The 20,238-nt window shown below is 46.1% G+C and carries 15 protein-coding genes and 1 tRNA gene; 12 read left to right on the top strand and 4 right to left on the bottom strand.

The window, feature by feature from the left end:
- The first annotated feature begins 1 nt into the window (after position 1).
- The gene (locus tag MHI15_RS08275; protein ID WP_076220464.1) at positions 2 to 658 is read left to right on the top strand and encodes an XTP/dITP diphosphatase; all 657 of its coding nucleotides are present in this window, start codon (positions 2 to 4) and stop codon (positions 656 to 658) included.
- Between the two features lie 393 nt (positions 659 to 1,051).
- Here MHI15_RS08275 and MHI15_RS08270 read toward each other — a convergent pair whose 3' ends face one another.
- Positions 1,052 to 3,508 carry a glycosyl hydrolase family 18 protein gene (locus MHI15_RS08270; protein WP_341164320.1) on the bottom strand — a complete coding sequence of 819 codons (2,457 nt, stop codon included), beginning with the start codon at positions 3,506 to 3,508 and terminating at the stop codon, positions 1,052 to 1,054.
- A gap of 60 nt (positions 3,509 to 3,568) precedes the next feature.
- Positions 3,569 to 5,530 (bottom strand): glycosyl hydrolase family 18 protein, encoded by a 1,962-nt coding sequence (locus MHI15_RS08265; protein ID WP_341164319.1) that lies wholly within the window; start codon positions 5,528 to 5,530, stop codon positions 3,569 to 3,571.
- 512 nt (positions 5,531 to 6,042) lie between these two features.
- Here MHI15_RS08265 and MHI15_RS08260 point away from each other — a divergent pair.
- From MHI15_RS08260 to MHI15_RS08245, 4 genes are all read left to right on the top strand, one after another.
- Entirely contained in the window at positions 6,043 to 6,567 is a 525-nt protein-coding gene (locus tag MHI15_RS08260) for an NfeD family protein (protein WP_248549552.1), read from the top strand.
- Positions 6,567 to 7,502, top strand: coding sequence for an SPFH domain-containing protein (locus MHI15_RS08255; RefSeq protein WP_076129203.1), 936 nt, complete (start codon positions 6,567 to 6,569; stop codon positions 7,500 to 7,502). The genes MHI15_RS08260 and MHI15_RS08255 overlap by 1 nt, the downstream gene beginning before the upstream one ends.
- A 102-nt stretch (positions 7,503 to 7,604) precedes the next feature.
- Positions 7,605 to 8,060 (top strand): cupin domain-containing protein, encoded by a 456-nt coding sequence (locus MHI15_RS08250; RefSeq protein WP_036686965.1) that lies wholly within the window; start codon positions 7,605 to 7,607, stop codon positions 8,058 to 8,060.
- A gap of 155 nt (positions 8,061 to 8,215) precedes the next feature.
- Positions 8,216 to 9,052 (top strand): aldo/keto reductase, encoded by an 837-nt coding sequence (locus MHI15_RS08245; RefSeq protein ID WP_036686969.1) that lies wholly within the window; start codon positions 8,216 to 8,218, stop codon positions 9,050 to 9,052.
- A gap of 113 nt (positions 9,053 to 9,165) precedes the next feature.
- On the opposite strand, the gene asnB is transcribed toward MHI15_RS08245, so the two are convergent.
- Positions 9,166 to 11,010 carry an asparagine synthase (glutamine-hydrolyzing) gene (gene asnB / locus MHI15_RS08240; protein ID WP_076129204.1) on the bottom strand — a complete coding sequence of 615 codons (1,845 nt, stop codon included), beginning with the start codon at positions 11,008 to 11,010 and terminating at the stop codon, positions 9,166 to 9,168.
- Between the two features lie 144 nt (positions 11,011 to 11,154).
- Between asnB and MHI15_RS08235 the strand changes: the two genes are divergently transcribed.
- Together MHI15_RS08235 and MHI15_RS08230 are read left to right on the top strand one after the other, a co-directional pair.
- Positions 11,155 to 11,511 carry a hypothetical protein gene (locus MHI15_RS08235; protein ID WP_036686975.1) on the top strand — a complete coding sequence of 119 codons (357 nt, stop codon included), beginning with the start codon at positions 11,155 to 11,157 and terminating at the stop codon, positions 11,509 to 11,511.
- 209 nt (positions 11,512 to 11,720) lie between these two features.
- Positions 11,721 to 11,794, top strand: a tRNA-Arg gene (locus MHI15_RS08230).
- A 1,707-nt stretch (positions 11,795 to 13,501) separates the two neighbouring features.
- Here MHI15_RS08230 and MHI15_RS08225 read toward each other — a convergent pair.
- Positions 13,502 to 14,410, bottom strand: coding sequence for a serine hydrolase domain-containing protein (locus MHI15_RS08225; protein ID WP_076305678.1), 909 nt, complete (start codon positions 14,408 to 14,410; stop codon positions 13,502 to 13,504).
- Between the two features lie 444 nt (positions 14,411 to 14,854).
- Between MHI15_RS08225 and MHI15_RS08220 the strand changes: the two genes are divergently transcribed.
- From MHI15_RS08220 to MHI15_RS08200, 5 genes are all read left to right on the top strand, one after another.
- Entirely contained in the window at positions 14,855 to 15,868 is a 1,014-nt protein-coding gene (locus MHI15_RS08220; protein ID WP_076142395.1) for a LacI family DNA-binding transcriptional regulator, read from the top strand.
- 24 nt (positions 15,869 to 15,892) lie between these two features.
- Complete coding sequence (locus tag MHI15_RS08215; RefSeq protein ID WP_076281898.1) at positions 15,893 to 16,642, top strand: alpha/beta hydrolase; 750 nt, start codon at positions 15,893 to 15,895, stop codon at positions 16,640 to 16,642.
- A 62-nt stretch (positions 16,643 to 16,704) separates the two neighbouring features.
- On the top strand, positions 16,705 to 17,628 hold the full coding sequence (locus tag MHI15_RS08210) for an ABC transporter permease (RefSeq protein ID WP_036687012.1): 924 nt from the start codon (positions 16,705 to 16,707) through the stop codon (positions 17,626 to 17,628).
- Positions 17,629 to 17,645: 17 nt separating this feature from the next.
- A complete protein-coding gene (locus MHI15_RS08205; protein ID WP_036686985.1) occupies positions 17,646 to 18,545 on the top strand; it encodes a carbohydrate ABC transporter permease in 900 nt (299 codons plus the stop codon).
- Positions 18,546 to 18,602: 57 nt separating this feature from the next.
- Positions 18,603 to 20,207, top strand: a complete 1,605-nt coding sequence (locus MHI15_RS08200; RefSeq protein WP_076129208.1) for an extracellular solute-binding protein — start codon at positions 18,603 to 18,605, stop codon at positions 20,205 to 20,207.
- The last annotated feature ends 31 nt before the right edge of the window (positions 20,208 to 20,238 follow it).

Below are 20,238 nucleotides of genomic sequence, written 5' to 3'. Positions count from 1 at the left end.
CATGAATTCCAAGGGCAATATTCTCATTGTCGCAACGAAGAATAAGGGGAAGGTGCGCGAATTCGAGCACGCTTTTGCCCCGCTGGGCCTGACAGTTAAGAGTATGTATGACTATCCGCATCTGCCCGATGTGGTGGAAGACGGGGCTACTTTTGCAGAGAATGCGTTTAAAAAATCCAAAGCCGTAGGTGATGCACTTGGAATTCCGGTACTCGCTGATGATTCGGGTCTTTGTGTAGATGCTTTGGATGGCAGACCGGGTGTGTACTCTGCACGTTTTGCCGGTGAAGACGCTACGGATGGGGAAAATAACCTGAAGCTGCTTAGCGAGCTAGAGAGATTGAAACAGGGGGAAGACACAGATCAGCCTTTGTTGAGCACGGCTAGGTTCGTCTGTACTTTATCGCTGTACGATCCAGTTTCCAAGCAGGAGCTAACCGCAGAAGGTGCGGTCGAAGGTTGGATTACTTCAGAACCATCAGGTGCTGGCGGTTTCGGTTACGACCCGCTATTTTATCTGTCTGAACATGAAAAAACTATGGCCGAGCTTACGCTGGAAGAGAAGCAGCAGATTAGCCATCGAGGAACTGCACTGCGACTGCTGACGGCAAAGCTGGAGAAAAAACTGGCAGCCGAAGGCGGCCTATCGCAGGAATAGATTTTTATATAAAAGTGGGGGTGTCCAAAAGCCGCAAAATGGCTGCTGGGCACCCCCGTTTTTTATTCCTTCCCCTTAAACAAAGCATCAAACTTCGTTCGATTCTAGCACATTCAACCGTATGAAGCGGCTACCCGGACACAGCTGACCTTAAACGCAGCTTTATCCGATATTTGAGATTCGAACGGACCCCAAAGTCGCTATGGGCACGAAAAACACCCCGAAAGAAGCATTTTATAGGGAATAGCAGCACTGGAGTCCGATACACAGCTCCAAAGGCTTGAAATTTGTAAATAACGTCAACTGGGTCCGTAACGTAAGCCCCAAAGGATGAGAATGCCTCTGCACTAATAATGGGATGTTCTCCTTGTTGGAATCAAGGAAAGTACCGGATTATATCAGCTTCCAAAGAGCAGGGGTGGAAGCTGGCTCCCACCCCTGAAGTGAAGTGTGAGGCTGCAAGCAGGAATACGTTTTTCCACTGTAGGCGACGACATCACCTACTTTATAGGCAACTCCTGTTACCCAGCTAGACCCTCCCGAAGTAGGTGTAGCAGTCGGTAATGGAGTTTGCGTGGGTGTTACGGTTGCGGTGGGCGTTGGTGCCACCGTAGGCGCTGGAGTAACGGTTGCAGTAGGCGTCGGTGCCACCGTAGGTGTCGAAGTCGGTGTTACTGTTGGAGCTACAGTTGCCGTTGGTGTTGACGTTGCTGTTCCACACACGCTGATGTATTTCCAGACACCGTCCGGTCCGCTAAGATCGGGACGGTCTCCCTGTGTCCACCACTTGGCTTCATAGAGTGAGCCGCTGTAGGAAACGCGTTGTCCGCCAGTATATGCGGTTGCCGCATTCCAGGTCGCTGCCGAACATTGTCCCGGCGTAGGAGTAGGTGTTGGCGCTACAGTTGGCGTTGGCGTCACGGTTGCCGTCGGAGTCGGTGTTGTTGTAGGTGTTGCCGTTGGTGTTGCCGTTGGTGTTGCTGTTGGTGTAGTCGTCGGTGTCGGTGTCGGTGTCGGTGATGCAGACGGTGTTGGCGTAGGTGTAATGCCTCCGTACAGTTTATCGTATTCCTGTTGGGACGAGTTTCCGTTCAGGGTGATTCGCTGTGGACCGCCTGAAAAGTTCAGCTTCATCATACCCGGAATTTCAAGTGAAGCTCCATTCGCAATAGTTTGAGTAGCTGTACCTGTAATACGGTAGCGGTTGAAATCCCAGGCCGTGGAGATTTGCTCAACGCTACCGGCTCCCCATGCCGAGGTTAGGGTTGTAGTTGTTGGCAGGTCGAACTCCAGCTTCCAGCCACCGGAAATATCGGTGCCGGTATTGTTCGTTATTTTTAATGAATAGGTATAGTTCGGATGATCATAGGCGCCGCTGAAGCTGAGGTTGAAGTTTTTAGGTTCAGGCAACTGCGGCTTAGGAGCTCCGCCCGGCGGCGAGGCTGTCTTCAGCTGATCATAGGCAAAATCGGTCAGAGAATTGCCATACGTATAAGTGCCATCGCTCTGCTCAGAGTAATCGCCCGTTAGTTCCCAGAACATCATACCTCCCAAGCCTTTTTGCTTGATGTAATCCAGCTTGTAGCCAAGAGATTCCTTATCTTCATACGTAAGAAAAATCTTCTTGTCTGCATTGAATAAGTACGGTGTTTTGGTAACAGGATCGAAGTAACGCTTATTCGCTGGATCTTTGAGCAGATTTAGCACATGCCAGATCGGATTTGCACCAGCAGGCTGCTCTGGTGCGGGATCATTCCAGATCCCGTATTGGCCATCTGCTCCCCCACCGGTTGTCGGAGCTGTGCCGTAAAGGCCGGTATTGTTGATGCCTCCATTCACATTTTTCCAGCCTCGTGAATAATAAGGAACTCCGATCACGATTTTTTCCGGAGGAAGCGTTCCAAGATAGTATCGGACCGCCCAGTCGGTATTCAGAACCGGAGTACCCAGCGCAGCAGTTTCAGTATCGCGGGAATCCGGGTACAGTGCAGAATGCGGCCCAACATATCCATTCCAAGCCCCATGGAAATCATAGGTCATAAGGTTCGCCCAGTCTAAATACTGATTGGCTTCCCCAAGCTTCATGCCCCCAAGAATCCAGGAAGAGGCGGTGGCCGCAATGGTCAGGTCATATTTCTGATTGTCTTGTGAACCTGCCAGATCGAGCTTTTCGCGAAGTTTTTTCATAAGAAGAACATAGTTGTTGTAATTTACGGTACGCAGCGGTTCTGCCACGGCAAAATCGTTAGGATTACCGGACTGCCCAGTGCCAGAAGGGTACTCCCAATCGATGTCTACTCCGTTGAACTGATAGGTACGCAGAAAATCCACAACACTATTGGCAAAAGCTTCTCGCCCGGCTTCTGAATTCGCCATGTTGAAGAACCCTCCGGAACCCGACCAGCCGCCAACAGAAATCAGGGTGCGGACATCAGGATAGAGCTGTTTGTACTTAACCAGTTGGTTAAAATGCCCCTTAAAAGGCAGGGTGGTCAGCTGACCGGGATAGTCTTTTTCGATTGCAGCTGTACGGTCCATGAGATCAATCTTGTTCGTTTGAGGATTTACCTTGGCGAAGGCGTAGTTAATATGGGTAATTTTATCCCACGGAATCTTGTCTACGGTGTAAAATCCTTTGTTCTCCTGATCGCCCCACTCTGGGAAGTAAGCAACGATTTTACGAGGGTGATCAGCTGCTGGAGCGGGAGCGGAAGGTGTTGTTTCCGCGGCATGGGCCACTGGTAAGGATGCACCTGTCCCGGTGTAAAGTGGAACCAGAACGATTAGGCTCATTAGCGCAGCAAGGTAACTTATGGATATTTTGCGCTTAGCACGTGCTTTTGCAATCATATTTAATATACCTCCAAAGGGGGATAATGTTATTTCAGGAACGATGCTTCCTGCAAGTCTTTAATTGAGCTTCCATAGCGCAGGTGTGGTGGCTGGCTCCCAGCCCTGAAGTGAAGTGTGGGGCTGCAAGCAGGTATATGTTTTTCCGTTATAAGCGACGACATCACCTGTTTTGTACGCAACGCCTGTTCCCCAGCTAGACCCTTCCGAAGTAGGCGTAGCGGTAGGTAAAGGAGTTTGTGTAGGTGCAACGGTTGCAGTTGGCGTTGGCGCTAAAGTAGGCGTAGGTGCAACGGTTGCGGTAGGCGTTGGTGCTACCGTAGGTGTTAAAGTTGGGGCCACAGTTGCAGTTGGTGTTGGTGTCGCTGTTCCGCATACGCTGATGAATTTCCAGACCCCATCAGTTCCGCTAAGATCAGGACGATCCCCTTGCGTCCACCATTTGGCTTCATAGACTGAGCCATTGTAGGAGACACGCTGTCCGCCAGTGTATACGGTTGTTGCACCCCAGGTCGCTGCCGAACATTGTCCCGGTGTAGGCGTTGGGGTTGGCGTCACGGTTGCAGTTGGCGTTGGTGTTGGTGTTGCAGTTGGAGTTGCAGTAGGTGTAGCGGTTGCAGTTGGTGTAGGTGTTGGTGATGTGGATGGTGTCGGTGTCGGCTGCACCACTCCGCCACCAAGATCGGCGTTTAGTTTATTGGTTAGTGTTTTGTTCCGGTCACCACTTGTTTCCCAGAACATAGCACCTGCAAGACCTTTGGACTTCAGGTAGCTGATCTTGTGGCCAAAGGATTCTACGTCGTCATAGCTGATAAAGGTTTGATTTGTTGGATTATAGAGATAAGGCACTTTGGATGTATCATTCCAATAGCGGGTATAACCGTTTTTGTTGATATAATTGGCTTCGAGATCATAGAAATCATAGCTGCCTTTTTCCCATGTACCCGTTGGTGAGATGCCAGCGGACACCTGATATTGGCCGTTTCCTGAAGCAGGAGCTCCGCCCCAACCACGACCGTAAAAAGCCATGCCAAGTACAAGCTTGTTCGCAGGTACACCATTCGCAAGATAGGAGGTTACCGCTTTATCAATGTTAAAATTTTGCGGTTCGGTTAAGCCCGAAGTGGAAGCTGCGGGATCATAGTACAACGGAGCATTATGTCCGGTGGTGGTGTTCCAGCTCCCATTAAAGTCATAGGTCATAATATTGATCCAGTCGACAACGGAAGCAATGCCGGCCAGATTATTATTGTTGATATACGTTGGTCCTGCCCCGGAAGCAATGGTCAGCAGATAGGTTTTTCCATCCGCCGCGCCGGCTGTATTCAGCTTTTCGCGAACTTTTTGCAGCAGCAGTACATAGTTTTCTTTATCTTCAGGACGGTAGCTATTGCCTGCGAGTCCACCACTTACTGGATATTCCCAGTCGAGATCCACGCCGTCCATCTTGTATTTTCGAATAAAATCAACCGCGGAATTGGCAAAAACCTCACGGGTCGCAGCTGTCGCAGCTACATCCGAGAAACGGTTCGACCAGGTCCAGCCCCCAACGGAGATTAGGGTCTTCAGGTTCGGGTTCTTTTCCTTCAGCTTCCATAGCTGCTTCAGGTTACCTTTGATGGGATCATCCCATTTGTCATCCCCGAAGCTTTTTCCAGTGTCAATCCACGGGTCACCAAGAACAATCGTACCGTTCGGAACGCTGATGGCTTGGCCTTGCTCATTCTGGCAAGACCAGGTCACCGGATTAGGTCCGGTGGGGTCGGGATTGCCATGGATGCCATTCCAACAAATATCCGCAAAAGCGTAGTTAATGACATTCATTTTGGTGGGATCGATATCAGTTACATTGTAAGCACGCCCGTAAGCGGCCCATGAAGCGTAATAACCAACCAGTTTGTAATCCTGTGCGGCGTTGGCTGTTTTGGGACTGCCGCCCAGGGTGGAAAAGAGTGTCAGAACAAGCGCGGCGATCATCGCAATTGCAAAGGTTTTGCGTGAAGCTTTTTTCGTGAAGATCATTGAATTTCTACCTCCTAGATTCAAAGTGTAGTTCGAAATTCTTTTCGGCAAGATGTCCTGACCTTCACCTCCCGTCGGTTGTAGTGCACCATCACCCTTGGCGTCCCTATCATTCTATTGAAGTTCAATTCGTAGATTCAGCAGCAAAAAAGCAGCGGTCCAAATCAAGCCTTACCCAATCAGTAAGCGCTTTCTTTTATGCTTTTTGTGTGCTGCTGTTTCTTGGATTTTAAAAGATGTAACATGCTGTGTATGGTTTGAATGAATAGAGGAGGTTGTTTGGAAGTTGGATAATTAGGATGAATTAGATATAAATGGGTGATGGTAACTCTTATTCTCAAGCATAGCTTGCAATTGCGCTAGGGATAAAATCAGGTGATATAGGGGGAGAATTTTCTAATTTATAGTGACTCTTCAAAAAGTGAACCCTTTTGGATTTGTATAGTCGCCTTTTATCAAGAAACTCATGAAGAAACACATAACCACCGATGTAATGAATATAAATCATATACATGCCTGAAATATTTATTTATGGAACTATGCAACGCATCGATGTTTCTTTTCGTTATAGTAGTATCATACGGAAGGTGGTGGGCTCACCGATGGTTGTGTGGGTGTTTTGGCTGATCGCAGCCGGTGTCCTGTTCGTTGTTGAGATGATGACGCTTACTTTTTATTTATTGTGGCTTAGTATTGGTGCTTTGGCCGCAGGTTTGGTGTCGCTGATTGTTCCCGAAGCCATTTTGTTTCAGGTGGTCCTCGGATCACTGGTCGCACTTGGTCTGACTATATTCTCGAAACCACTGGTTTCAAGATTTCGCCATTCACGTGGGTTCAAGGATACAGGTACAGAAATCATCGGTAGGCAAGGAGTAGTTGTTGAGCCGATAGAGCAGGGACGTTACGGGCAAGTGAAGGTAGGCGGAGATACGTGGAGCGCGAGCTCTGATCAGAATCTGGGCAAGGATGAGGTTGTAAGAGTAGTGAAAAGAGGCACGACGATTATCGAAGTAGAACGATGGGGGGAAATGAACTAATGCAATGGGCAATTATCGCAATTATTATTGTAGTGGTCGTAGTTTTTGTGGCATTAACAGTCAAAATCGTACCACAGCAACGGGTAGGCGTAGTGGAAAGGCTCGGTAAATTTAATCGTCTGCTGACACCGGGGTTGAACATTCTGATTCCTGTAATTGATCAGGTGCGCACGTACCATGATTTACGGATTCAACAAGCGAATGTACCTCCACAAACGGTAATTACAAAGGATAACGTGCAGGTGCAGATTGATACGATTATTTTCTACCAGGTGGTTGGACCAGAGGAAGCTACTTATGGTATTTCTGATTATGTGTATGGGGTAAGAAACATTTCGACGGCAACAATGCGGCAAATCATCGGTAAGCTGGAATTGGATGAGACCTTGTCTGGACGGGAAAAGATTTCGACGGATATCCGTCTTGCTCTCGATGAAGCTACTGAGAAGTGGGGCGTACGGATCGAGCGTGTGGAAGTTATCGATATCAAACCGCCATTGGATATTCAGGAAGCGATGGATAAGCAGATGAAAGCAGAGCGGAGCAAACGTGCCATTGTTTTGGAGGCGGAAGCTGCCAAGCAGGATATGATCCTACGCGCTGAAGGGGATAAACAAAGTAAGATTCTAAAAGCAGAAGGCGATAAAGAAGCGCGTATCCGTCAAGCGGAGGGTTCTCGCCAGGCGCAAGAGCTGGAAGCACACGGTGAGGCTAAAGCGATTCAAGCCGTGGCAGAAGCAGAAAAATCACGCATTGAGCTAATTCGTTCGGCAGGTCTGGATGAGCATGTTCTGGCTTATCGTTCCTTCGAGGCTCTGGCTGAGATTGCCAAAGGTCCTGCTAATAAAGTGTTCTTGCCAACAAGCGCTGTTGAAACGCTGGGAAGTCTTGGAGCGATTGCAGAAGTCTTCAAAGCGAGCAAGGACAGTAAATAGATTTTACAATTCGAGCTTATTCCGTTAAAGTAAAAAGCAAAAACAACCTTATGCATAAGAAGCTATTGTTGTTCATGCTAACTTTGAAGGAGAGAAGCTACTGTGACGCAAAAAGAAATTTCACCGCTAGTTGAACTGCTTGGATTACAGCCTCACGTTGAGGGTGGTTGGTACAAAAGACTTTGGAATTCGGAATTTGAAATTTCGCAGGAAGTGTTAGGCGATAGCTATTCTGGATCACGTCATTCGGCATCTTCAATTTATTTTTTACTTCACGAAGGCGAACAATCTGATTGGCATACTGTATTGTCCGATGAAGTTTGGTTGTGGCATTCCGGTAGTCCAATCGTGCTAAGTCTCGGAGGTAATGGAGATAAGCCTGAGGATGTGCAGGAAGTTATTCTGGGTCTCGATATTGCTGCAGGCCAGCAGCCACAAGTGGTTGTTCCAGCGGGAGTATGGCAGGCCGCGCGCTCGTTAGGCAAAGAGCCGACGCTGGTATCCTGTATTGTTTCTCCTGAATTCCATTTTGATGATTTCAAACTAATTGAGAAATAAAGAAGAGCGGGGGCGCTTACGCCTCCGTTTTTTTATAAGGATTTGGGGAATGATGAAGCCATCTGCTATACTTTTTATGGTAGCGTTTGCTTCTTAAGTGGATAAATAGGTTAAGTATGTTTAACGAAATAACAATAAGCTTGGAGGGTTAAGCGATGAGTGAATTGAATGCACCGTTCTCGGGTGGTCCTACTTTAAATGACGGGGTGACCATGCCGTGGCTGGGTCTTGGCGTGTATAAGACTAAAGATGGCGAAGAGGTTATTCATGCGGTCAAAACCGCAGTGGAATTAGGATATCGCAGTATTGATACGGCAGCCGGATACAATAACGAAGAAGGCGTAGGACAAGCTATTCGTGATTGTGGAGTGGCCCGGGATGAGTTGTTTATTACAACTAAAGTACGGAATCCTGATCAAGGTTATGAATCTACGCTAAAAGCGTTCGAGGATAGCCGGCGCAAGCTGGGTCTGGACTATCTAGATCTGTATCTCATACACTGGCCGGTGGCAGGGAAATATCGTGAGACATGGAAGGCCTTAATTCATCTGCAAAAAGAAGGCCTCATCAAATCTATCGGCGTGAGCAATTTTCAGGTTCATCATCTGAAAGATATCATCGAGGATACCGGAGTGGTGCCTGTGGTGAATCAGGTGGAATTCCATCCGCTGTTGACTCAGCGCGAGCTGCTGAAATATGCCAATGAACAGGGTATTCAGCTTGAAGCATGGAGTCCATTAATGCAGGGGAATCTTGATCTACCGCTCTTAAAAGAGTTGGCTGAGAAGTATGGCAAGACCCCTGCTCAAATTGTACTTCGCTGGGATTTGCAGCAAGGTGTCATTACGATTCCTAAATCCGTACATGCGGATCGAATCAAGGAGAATGCCGGATTCTTTGACTTTACGCTTAGTGACGAGGATGTCAAAGCTATCGAGGGCTTGAACAAAGACCATCGATTTGGCCCGGACCCGGACAACTTTAACTTTTAAAGATCGTTCAGATAAGATCGTAGAGTAATCATTGCAAATACAAGCCAAACAGCAAGCCACCGGATACGGGGACTTGCTGTTTGGCTTGTCGATTACCTCAGTTCTCTACGCGCTTATTGGATGGAGACGTTATATTTACGCAGCCAGAGATCCACTTGGGCGAGGTAAGCAAACAGCTGAGGACCGGACATGAGCTGGCCGAACCAAGGCAGATTGGTTGAGGATTCCGGGGAAGCGGCGATCTCACGGATTTTGGCAGCATCAATTAGCGGAAGTAGGGGTGAAGTGGAGTCATCCAGAATGTTTAATACCTGAGTTCGTACCGCATTTAAATAGGCAGGATTATGAGTTTTGGGGTAAGGGCTTTTTTTGCGGTAGAGCACATCGTCTGGAAGAATGCCTTCAAGAGATTTACGCAAAATCCCTTTTTCACGGCCCCCCAGATTCTTGATTTCCCACGGAATATTAAATACATATTGAACGAGTCGGTGATCACAATAAGGAACACGTACCTCTAGCCCTGCGCCCATGCTCATTCGGTCTTTACGGTCTAGCAGAGTAGGCATGAAGCGGGTGATATTCAGATAGGACATTACGCGCATTTGTGCTTGTTTTCCTGTTTCTCCATCCAATTTCGGAACTTCAGCCACCGCATCACTATATCTGTCACCCAAATATTCCAGTGGACGAATCCACTCGTTAATTTCTGGGGAAAGTAGACTTGCACGCATTTTCGGAGCAACTGACCAAGGAAAAGTGCCTGAGGAGAGCATTTCCTCACGGTGGAACCAAGGGTATCCCCCAAAAATCTCATCCGCCGCTTCACCGGAAATAGCTACTGTCGCGTTCTTTTTAATCTCCCGGCAAAATAAGTACAAAGAAGAGTCCACATCGGTCATCCCTGGTAAATCCCTAGTGTACAATGCATTATCCAGCGCTTCTACAAGCTCCGGGGTATCGAACGAGATGTAGTGGTGGTTTGTATTCAATTCATCGACCATTCGTTTAATCCACGGCCCATCTGCTCCCGGCTGGAAAGTATGACTTTTGAAATGTTTGTCGTTATCTACATAGTCTACGGAATAAGTATCCACTTGTCCCTGACCATTCCGGTTGTAGTAATCCACTGCAAGTGCCGTCAGCGCACTGGAATCCAGCCCTCCCGACAAAAGAGAGCAAACAGGGACGTCTGAGACCAGTTGGCGTTCGAGTGTATCTTGGAGCAGTTCACGCACCTTAGCGGCTGTCTCTGCTTCATTGTCAGTATGCTTTGCGCTCTCCAGCTTCCAATAGGCATAACTGCGCAGACCTTCACGGCTATAGATCATAGCATGACCTGGACGAAGCTCTTGCATATCCTTATAAACACCATGACCCGGTGTACGCGCTGGACCGATGATGAAGATTTCTGCGAGACCTTCAGGACCCACGATTGGTTGTACCTTGGGATGCTGCAGCAACGCCTTAGGCTCTGAGCCAAAAACTAGGACGTCATCAACCTTGCTATAGAACAGGGGTTTCACACCTAAACGGTCACGTGCAAAAAAGACTTGGTCCCGAAGACCGTCCCATACTGCAAAAGCAAAGATTCCATTGAGCTTCTCTGCGCAATCCGGCCCCCATTCGATATAGGAATGCAGCAGCACTTCTGTATCGCACTGGGTGCGGAATTGATGCCCTCGCTGCTTAAGTTCCTGTTTGAGTTCGAGGGCGTTATATAATTCGCCGTTGTAAACAATCGCGTATACCTGTTCCTCATGGCGGGTGATCATGGGCTGGGCACCGTTCTCCGGATCGATAACGCTAAGTCTGCGGTGACCGAAAGCACAGGGGCCTGAGATCCAGGTTCCGGCTGCATCGGGGCCGCGGTTTGCTAAAGTTTCAGTCATTTTGACCAGCAGCTGCGAGTGCTGAGTGAGATCTCCGCGCCACTGGATAAATCCGGTTATTCCGCACATGATGGTTCATCCTCTCTTTTGTGCGATTGTTGTCCTTACTTTTTTGCCAAGTAATACAGATATATGCCGAAGGAAGGCATAAAATGTATGTCCTTATCCGAACACTAGGGGAGAGGGGAATTTGCCAGGAGGGAAGGATGACAGGTGTATTATATTAAAGACGCCAAAATTCGCAGAATGATGGAGTACGATGGTGCGCCTTGTGCAGAAGTGGGTGTTTTGCCGGGTGCTGTTAGTGATCCTGCGCTTTTGGTGTATATCGTTGAGGATCGGCGTGAAGAAGGATATGAGATTGTCCGTATTCTGACTAATGATGCTGATACCTCCACCGATTGGTTTGATAACAATATGCATGACGCTTTTCAAGATGTGACCTCAAGTGCATTTACAGGCAGTAACTTCATGTCGCCAGAAGATGAGCATTCCAAGTTTCAACGAGAATTACTCACTTTTGGGGATTTAAAAAAGCAGCTGGAGAAGCGTTTTCGAAAGCTGGAGTAAATAGCGAAGGTTTGTAAAACGCACACTGGAATGGCTGAAAAGGACGGCAGAAATGCCGTTTTTTTCATTTCCTGTGGTTACGCTGATGTGTGAAAAAGCTGCACCGGAAACACTTTTATTATTTTTCTAAGTTGTTTTGACTTGAAAAATCCGCTGAATAAGGTATAATAAATATCGTTGCGTCAATACATAGTATTTATTTCTTATATGTCCCGGTAGCTCAGCTGGATAGAGCATGCGCCTTCTAAGCGCACGGTCAGGGGTTCGAATCCCTTCCGGGACGTCAATTAACAGCCTTCCTTCGGGAAGGCTGTTTTTGCGTGCGCGAGTTTTAGTTCGAGGTCACACACGGGGTGCTTTGTCTTCCTTCTTGATCTAAACGTCGAAATTCGAGTCATCGTTGAACATTAAACTTCCAGCATCTAGCCCGCATTTGTACATACGCAGCAACTATCGGACCCAGATGACCTTAAATGCTGAGAAATGCGGAATTTGCGATGTTATCAGACTCCATCGTCACTATTGATGCCAAACGTGCCCCAAATGAGCTACTTTCTCAAGAATAGCTGCTGTGGAGTTCGAAACGTTGCTCAAAAGGCGATAAAAGAGTAAATAACGTCACCTGAGTCCGCGAGCTTCCTCGGTCTGAGTAATGCTGGTTACTTGGTGTTGTACATCTATTGGTGTTGACTGCATGGCATGTTTGGCGGTGGGGACTTACGGTTTGAGTACTTCTTGGTGTGAACGCTTGGGCGTGTTTAGCTACTAACCATCATTGAACATCAAGCTTCCAGCATCTTAGCCTACATTTGTACATACGCAACAACTATCGGACCCAGATGACCTTAAATGCTGAAAAGTGCCACATTTGCGATGTCATCGGACTCCATCGTCACTATTGATGCCAAACGTGCCCCAAATGAGCTACTTTCTCAGCAATAGCTGCACTGTAGTCCGAAACGTTGCTCGTAAGGCGATAAAAGAGTAAATAACGTCATCTGAGTCCGCGTGCCTCCTCAGTCTCAGAAAGTGCTGGTTACTTGGTGTGATGAGTTACTTATATTTTGTACATACGCAGCAACTATCGGACCCAGATGACCTTAAATGCTGAAAAGTGCGGAATTTGCGATGTCATCGGACTCCATCGTCACTATTGATGCCAAACGTGCCCCAGATGAGCTACTTTCTCAGCAATAGCTGCACTGGAGTCCGAAACGTTGTTCAAAAGGCGATAAAAGAGTAAATAACGTCATCTGAGTCCGCGTGCCTCCTCAGTCTCAGAAAGTGCTGGTTACTTGGTGTGATGAGTTACTTATATTTTGTACATACGCAGCAACTATCGGACCCAGATGACCTTAAATGCTGAAAAGTGCGGAATTTGCGATGTTATCGGACTCCATCGTCACTATTGATGCCAAACGTGCCCCAAATGAGCCACTTTCTCAGCAATAGCTGCGCTGGAGTCCGAAACGTTGCTCGTAAGGCGATAAAAGAGAAAATAACGTCATCTGAGTCCGCAAGCCTCCTCAGTCTAAGTATTGCTGGTTACTTGGTGGGTTGAGCTATTTGTAGGCGGTGGGGACTTACGGTTTGAGCATTTATTGGTGTGAACGCTTGGGCGTGTTTAGTTACTTATCATCGTTGAACATCAAACTTCCATCATCTAGCCCACATTTGCACATATGCAGCAGCTATCGGACCCAGAGGACCTTAAATGCTGAAAAGTGCGGGATTTGCGATTTTATCGGACTCCATCGTCGCTATTGGTGCCAAACGTGCCCCAAATGAGTCGCTTTCTCAGGAATAGCTGCACTGGAGTCCGAAACGTTGCTCAAAAGGCGATAAAAGAGTAAATAACGTCATCTGAGTCCGCAAGCCTCCTCAGCCTGAGACAGCGCTGGTTACTTGGCGGTGTTAAGTACTAATCGCCGAAGAATGTAAATTACCCATTATGCGCACGCTAACCTCAAGCCATAAAAAAAGACCGCTCCTAAAGAAGCGGCCAGATTTCCTCCCAGACGGTATCCAGGATTCCCTGCATGTTATCTTCCATGCTGTTAATTGCAATGACTGCTTGAGCGTCCGGCACCACAAGACAGAATTGTCCATGAGCGCCATCGGCACGGTAAGCGTCGTGGGAGCAGAGCCAGAATTGACAGCCGTATCCTTCTCCCCAGTCGCCGTTTCCATCATTATCGATCTGTTTTTGTGTAACAAAATCGATCCATGCTGCGGGAATTAGTTGCTGGCCCTGCCACTTTCCTTGCTGTAAAAGCAGCTGTCCAAACCGGCTTAACTCTTCCGTGTTAATCTGAAGTCCGGCACAGCCAAGGGTTACCCCTTGAGGTGTTGTTTCCCAATCGACATTGTTTATGCCCAGAGGTGCAAACAAACGAGGTACCAGATAATCCTTTACGGTTTGCCCGACGCGGGCTTGCACCATTGCAGAGATCATAATGGTATCTCCGCTGCTGTATGTAAATTTCTCTCCGGGAGCTCTGTCTAAAGTCAGAGCCAAATAATGCTGCACCCAATTTTTATCCTTCAAGGCTAATCTCTCTTCAGCCCAAAATGGAGGGGAGTCGTGCCCTGTACTCATTCGCAGCAAATCGAACAAAGTTATATCCCCGGGCTGCATGGATGGAGGTGTTGGTTTAAGAGGAGAGGCATACTCCGGAAAAACATCTTTAAGCGTTGTTTCCAGTGTCAGCTTCCCTTCATCAATGGCAAAACCTACTGCCATACAAGTAAAAGACTTGCTGACGGAATGCTGCAAGCGCCGAATATCCTCCGTGAGATCCAGTTTTCCCACAAGGTTTCCGTTTTGAAGCACACGAACATTGAAAATATTCAGGTTTCGTTCACGAGCCTTAGCTGCGAATGGAGCCATGTTCAACATAAAAAGAGTCCTTCTTTCTCTTGATATTCCTAGCTAGGATAGCGAAGTGACAAAAAGAAAAACTAGAAAAATGAGTGGAAACGTTTTCTGTTATTGCGATAAAAATCGCTAAATTGATGGTATTCCATTCTTATTTTAAAGTCAATAAAACAAGGAAAACTATTGTTTGATATATAAATACCAATTATTTCTAATTTGTAGATTGAATAACTATAGACTTATTGTAATTTTAACCAAATAAAAAGTGATGAATCACAATTTTTTTTGCCTTTTTAGTTGACTTATAAAAATTACCTGTTCATAATGGACGAAGTAAGCGAAAAAAACGCGCTAAGGACTCAAAATGATGTCGTGGGAAACGTTTCCCATCATTTCATGCGTTTCCACAACCTGATTTTCATCGGGTGAAGGGGGGACTCATCATAGGAGTGGAGCAAGGTAAATATGAATATCAAAGATATTGCAAGGCTATCAGGCGTGGGTATCGCCACAGTCTCCAGAGTAATCAATAATAGCGGTGTTGTAAGCGATACAACTAGAGCTAAAGTGATGGCGGTTGTTAGAGAACATAACTATATTCCAAACGGTAATGCGAGCAACTTGAAAAAAACGCGATCCAATACCATAGCGCTAATGGTAAAAGGGATCTCAAACCCGTTTTTTGCCGACATGATCAAAGAAGTTGAACGTCAGGTGAACCTACGGGGATGTCCGCTAATGATCCAGCATGTAGAAGATGGAGTAGACGAGATCGATATCGCTCTACAGCTTGTAAAAGAAAAAAATCTATATGGCGTAATTTTTATGGGCGGAACGTATGATCATTCCGAAGATAAATTCAAACAATTAAAAATTCCATTTGTTCTGACTACCATCACGACTACAAAAGAAGTCGATCCTGCTGTTTTTTCAAGCGTGATCATTGATGATCTTCAGGAATCTTATAAGGCTGTCAGCTATTTAATCTCATTAGGACATCGCAATATCTGTTTTTTGGCCAGATTTCCTCTGGTGCAAAATACAACAGGTAACCGGCGGCTTATGGGTTATATCAAGGCGCTTGAGGAGCATGGAATTGAGTACGACCCTTCAATGGTAGAGGACTGTGAATATAGTCCAAGCTCAGGCTTTACAGCTACCAAACGTCTGCTCAATAAGAAAAAAGATATCACTGCTGTTTTTGCTGCATCAGATACGATTGCCATTGGGGCGGCTAAGGCGTTATTGTCCTTGGGCTTATCAATTCCAAATGATGTTTCGATTATCGGATTCGACGGGATTGAAATGGCAGAATATTATCATCCATCTCTGGATACGATCAGCCAACCCGGAGTGGATATGGCGAAGGCCAGTGTTGAAATTTTGTTTGACCTGATCACAGGTGATTCGCAAAACAAACATATGGTATTCGAATCTGTACTGGTTAAGCGGGGATCTTGCAAGAAAATAAACAAATGAATAAGAACGAAAAGGAGATAACTCATGGCATTATTAACAGTTGAGACAGGCTCTCCTACCTTGAGAATGACAACGACCATCAGTATTATCTCCCCCGTCGATTCAGGCAACATGTCTGGAGGAACGCTCTACCTGCTGCATGGTGCTGGTGATAACGCCAGTACATGGCACAGGATGACTACTATTGAGCAGTATGCAAGTCAATATGGTTGTACAGTCATAATGCCCCAAGTAAACAGGAGCTATTATACAGACATGGAGTACGGACTGGATTACTTCCACTATGTGACCCATGAGCTTCCCGAGCTTTGTGGCCGAATGATGAGGTTGGATGATAATCCGCAGAAGACGTATATCGCTGGTTTATCGATGGGCGGGTATGGCGCTCTGAAATGTGCACTTACCTATCCCGAGCGTTACAGCAAAGTGGTTTCGTTATCAGGAGTTACCGATCTCCAGAAACGATTAAACGATCCGCAAATGTCCAAGGACATGGCGAGGGAGATGGCGGGTACTTTTGGAAAACGCTTACAAATTAAACCGGATCAGGATCTGTACGCTTTAGCCGCTAAATTGGTCGACGATAAACGTAATCTGCCTTCGATTCTGACTTGCTGTGGTTCGGAAGATCCGTTTGTGGAGATGAATCGGGAATTCGCAGCTTACCTGGAGACGACCCCTTATGAATTTCAGTATGTTGAGACCCCTGGAACTCATGAATGGCGATTCTGGGAGGAACATCTGAAGACAACCTTTGATTTCTTGTACAACTAAAAGACATAAGCAGAGTGAGGAGATGCAAATTGAAATCCGAAGTTGCAATACCGGCTAAAAAAATGAACGACAGCAGATTCCAACTGTTCCTAAGAGAAGTCTGGAAGAACAGAATGGTCTATACTCTGGTGCTTCCTGGACTAGTGTGGCTTTTCCTATTCGCTTATCTGCCGATGGGTGGTCTATCTCTGGCTTTTAAAGATTTTAAAGCGAATTTAGGAATTTGGGGCAGCCCATGGAGCGGATTCGAGAATTTCACCTATGTGTTCCGTGACCCGGCTTTTATTGACGCCGTATGGAGAACGTTAACCATTAACATCGGTAAGCTGATTATTCAGTTCCCTTTTCCAATCATATTGGCATTGCTGCTGAATGAACTGCGCATGAATCGTTACAAAAAAGCTTTACAGACGGTGTTCACATTTCCGAACTTCCTGTCATGGATCGTAGTATCCGGGGTTGTTATCAATGTGCTTTCCTATGATGGTCTGGTCAACAGCCTCATTCAAATGTTTGGCGGGACAGGCATTAACTTCCTGGGTTCTGAAAAAATGTTCGTTCCGATGTTGTATCTTACGGATATCTGGAAATCAGCAGGTTGGGGAGCCATTATCTTTATGGCCGCTATCTCTGGTATTGATACAGACCAATATGAATCCGCACAGATTGATGGTGCTACACGCTTGCAGCAAATGTTCCGCATTACTCTGCCTAACATTCTTCCGACGATTACGATTATGTTTATCCTTTCTGTCGGTGGCCTGATGTCATCTGGATTTGACCAAATCTTTAACTTGAGCAACGCTGCAACGAAAAACGTCTCGGAAGTACTAGATGTGTATATCTACCGAATCACGTTCCAGTCTTCAACAGACTTTTCATTCTCCACTGCAGTCAGTTTGTTCCGTTCACTTGTTAATATGATTCTGCTGATTCTGGCAGACAGAGCTGCCAAACTTATGGGCGGAGACGGTTTATTCCGGTAAGAAAGGAGTGCAAATGTATGAGTAAAAAAAAGCTGACCATTATGCAAGACCATAAAAAAATGACCGCTATGGATTATGTGATTTTCGTAATTCTGAGTGTAGGCGCTTTGGCCATTCTTATTCCATTCTGGAATGTCATTATGATTTCTTTTTCTACGCAAAAAGAATACGCTGATAACCCTATGATGTTATTTCCGAAGAACCCAACACTGGAATCCTATCGGGCACTCTTTGCTGATGGGCGGATCGGGACAGGGTATTGGAATACCTTTAAGATCTTAATCTTAGGACTCCCGCTTAGCTTGTTCTTAACGACAAGTATGGCTTACGGCCTTAGCCGCAATAAATTCCCGGGTAAAAAGCTGATTTTTATGCTTGTCCTGTTCACAATGATTTTTAATGGCGGGATTGTACCTTTGTACCTGGTGATGAAGGATCTGCATCTGACAGGCAACCTTTGGTCAGTTATTCTGGCTGGAAGCTTCAGTGCGTTTAACCTGATTCTGATGTCGAACTATTTTAGCAGTCTGCCTGAGTCCCTGATGGAATCTGCGCGACTTGATGGTGCTGGGGAATGGAGAATCCTATTCTCTGTAGTCCTGCCATTATCTGCTCCAATCGTAGCTACCATCACATTGTTCTACGGAGTAGCCTTCTGGAATGGATGGTATGACGCCATGATCTTCCTGCGGAAAGCGGATCAGATGCCACTGCAGAACGTGTTGCGATCTATCATTATGGAAGCCCAAGTGAATGCATCGAATGCCACAAGTGTTGACGCAGTGGGTAAACAATCATTCTCCATGGGTATGAAAATGGCGGCAGTATTCGTTACCATGGTTCCTATTATGTGTTTCTTCCCAATGCTCCAAAAGCACTTTGCCAAAGGGGTACTTACAGGGGCTATCAAGACCTAGTGGTTTATGATTTATCCATATAAAAGAGGGTCAGTCACACAATTTAAGGAGGACAAAATGAATATTTTAAAAAGAAAATCTGTAAAGTCAATCCTTGCCGGTGTTTTATGTCTTACTCCAATCATGTTGGCAGCATGCTCAAGCTCAGACAACAATGCTAATAGCGGAAATTCAGGCAATCCAACAGATGGATATAAAGATGAGTTGAAGATTTCGTTAGCCAGTACCATTAAGACAACAGAATCTGATTTTGATAACGTGTATCATAAATATTTTACGGATAAGTTCAATATTAAATGGGATTACAACTATATTGAATGGGATTCATGGGCTGAGAAGCTTCGCCTATGGATTAACTCTGGTGATCTTCCTGACGTAGCAAGCTGGAACTATGTTCACGGTGATGCGCTTAATTACATTGATCAAGGGCTGCTGTACAAGCTGCCAGATGACTGGAAAGAACGCTGGCCGAATGTGGCAGCCGCTTATAAGCTGACAGGACTTGGCGATGAATTGGAGAAAGCGGTAGGTGGCACTTATGTTCTGCCAAGACCGGTATACTTTGAGAACAAGCCGGCAGATCCGCTCATTAACCAAATCGGAGTAATTGCTCTGCGTTCTGACTGGGCTAAAGCCGTTGGTTTTGAATTGAAGGATGCTTACACTACTACAGAACTGATGGAATTTGCTAGATTGCTTAAAGAGAAAGACCCTGGCAAGGTAGGAGATAAACTCATTCCTATTTCTTATGACATCAACGATGCTTTGACTAATATTGTAATGGCTAATAGCGTGCATTCCAGAGTAGAGTCAGCATTCTATAAAGATGCAGATGGCAAATACCAATGGGGTCCAGCCAACGATGAAACGTTAGCGGCACTGAAAGAACTTCAAACTACTTATAAAGAAGGATTACTGCACCCTGAGTTTTATACTTGGAAAAATGGTGAATCTGGCCAAAAGTTCACAGTTAACGGTGTTTCCGGTATTACGAGTCTAGGTGGTTTGGCTTCTTACAGAAAAGACATGGACGTTAAAATGAAAGATAACCTAGGTGTAAATAGTGATGACCTAGTACACACAGCTATTGTACTTGGCGATGACGGTAAATATCGTAACCTTGATCAAGTTAACTTCTGGTCTGCTGTAATCTTCTCGCCAGATATTAGCAAAGAGAAATTTGAACGGATTATGGACTTCATGGAATATACAACAAGTAAAGAAGGTCAATTGACTGTTAACTTGGGCTTTGAAGGAACAGACTGGAAAAAAGGCGAAAATGGCGAATTAATCAGCCTACTCCCTGAAGGAACAACATTGGATAAGAAATATCCGAACCGTTTTGAAGGACTGTATGTCTTGGCGGATGACTTTAGTGTCGTGAACCCTGCGATCAAAAAAGAATATCGCGATCGTTCTGTAGAACTGTTCAAGGAAAAAGCTGAGCTTGCGTTAAAAGACAAAGCAACGGCTGAATATGACTGGGACTACCAGTTGTATGATTCCAAGGCTAAAAATCAGGCTTCCTTTGACTATGCTACAGAATACACTAACCTGATTTTGAAACCAGGCGATCTAGAGGCGAACTGGAAAGAATGGGTTAAGAGCAAACAATCCCTCGTTCAGCCGGTTCTAGATGAACTAAACAATCTAAAAAAATAGCTTTCGCCCTATGCATGTAGGAATGAACCTA

Origin of the sequence: Paenibacillus sp. FSL H7-0918 (assembly GCF_038007025.1) — a bacterium.
Lineage (GTDB): Bacteria > Bacillota > Bacilli > Paenibacillales > Paenibacillaceae > Paenibacillus_AQ > Paenibacillus_AQ odorifer.
Note: the sequence above shows the minus strand (reverse complement) of the source record. Positions and strands in the feature narration are given on the sequence as shown.

What these genes read in the sequence shown, in the direction of transcription:
- MHI15_RS08210 (WP_036687012.1), top strand. Translation starts at nt 16,705, where the DNA reads ATGAACGACAGCAGATTCCAACTGTTCCTAAGAGAAGTCTGGAAGAAC.
- MHI15_RS08200 (WP_076129208.1), top strand. Translation starts at nt 18,603, where the DNA reads ATGAATATTTTAAAAAGAAAATCTGTAAAGTCAATCCTTGCCGGTGTT.
- MHI15_RS08260 (WP_248549552.1), top strand. Translation starts at nt 6,043, where the DNA reads ATGCCTGAAATATTTATTTATGGAACTATGCAACGCATCGATGTTTCT.
- MHI15_RS08225 (WP_076305678.1), bottom strand. Translation starts at nt 14,410, where the DNA reads ATGTTGAACATGGCTCCATTCGCAGCTAAGGCTCGTGAACGAAACCTG.
- MHI15_RS08205 (WP_036686985.1), top strand. Translation starts at nt 17,646, where the DNA reads ATGAGTAAAAAAAAGCTGACCATTATGCAAGACCATAAAAAAATGACC.
- asnB (WP_076129204.1), bottom strand. Translation starts at nt 11,010, where the DNA reads ATGTGCGGAATAACCGGATTTATCCAGTGGCGCGGAGATCTCACTCAG.
- MHI15_RS08255 (WP_076129203.1), top strand. Translation starts at nt 6,567, where the DNA reads ATGCAATGGGCAATTATCGCAATTATTATTGTAGTGGTCGTAGTTTTT.
- MHI15_RS08220 (WP_076142395.1), top strand. Translation starts at nt 14,855, where the DNA reads ATGAATATCAAAGATATTGCAAGGCTATCAGGCGTGGGTATCGCCACA.
- MHI15_RS08275 (WP_076220464.1), top strand. Translation starts at nt 2, where the DNA reads ATGAATTCCAAGGGCAATATTCTCATTGTCGCAACGAAGAATAAGGGG.
- MHI15_RS08265 (WP_341164319.1), bottom strand. Translation starts at nt 5,530, where the DNA reads ATGATCTTCACGAAAAAAGCTTCACGCAAAACCTTTGCAATTGCGATG.
- MHI15_RS08215 (WP_076281898.1), top strand. Translation starts at nt 15,893, where the DNA reads ATGGCATTATTAACAGTTGAGACAGGCTCTCCTACCTTGAGAATGACA.
- MHI15_RS08245 (WP_036686969.1), top strand. Translation starts at nt 8,216, where the DNA reads ATGAGTGAATTGAATGCACCGTTCTCGGGTGGTCCTACTTTAAATGAC.
- MHI15_RS08270 (WP_341164320.1), bottom strand. Translation starts at nt 3,508, where the DNA reads ATGATTGCAAAAGCACGTGCTAAGCGCAAAATATCCATAAGTTACCTT.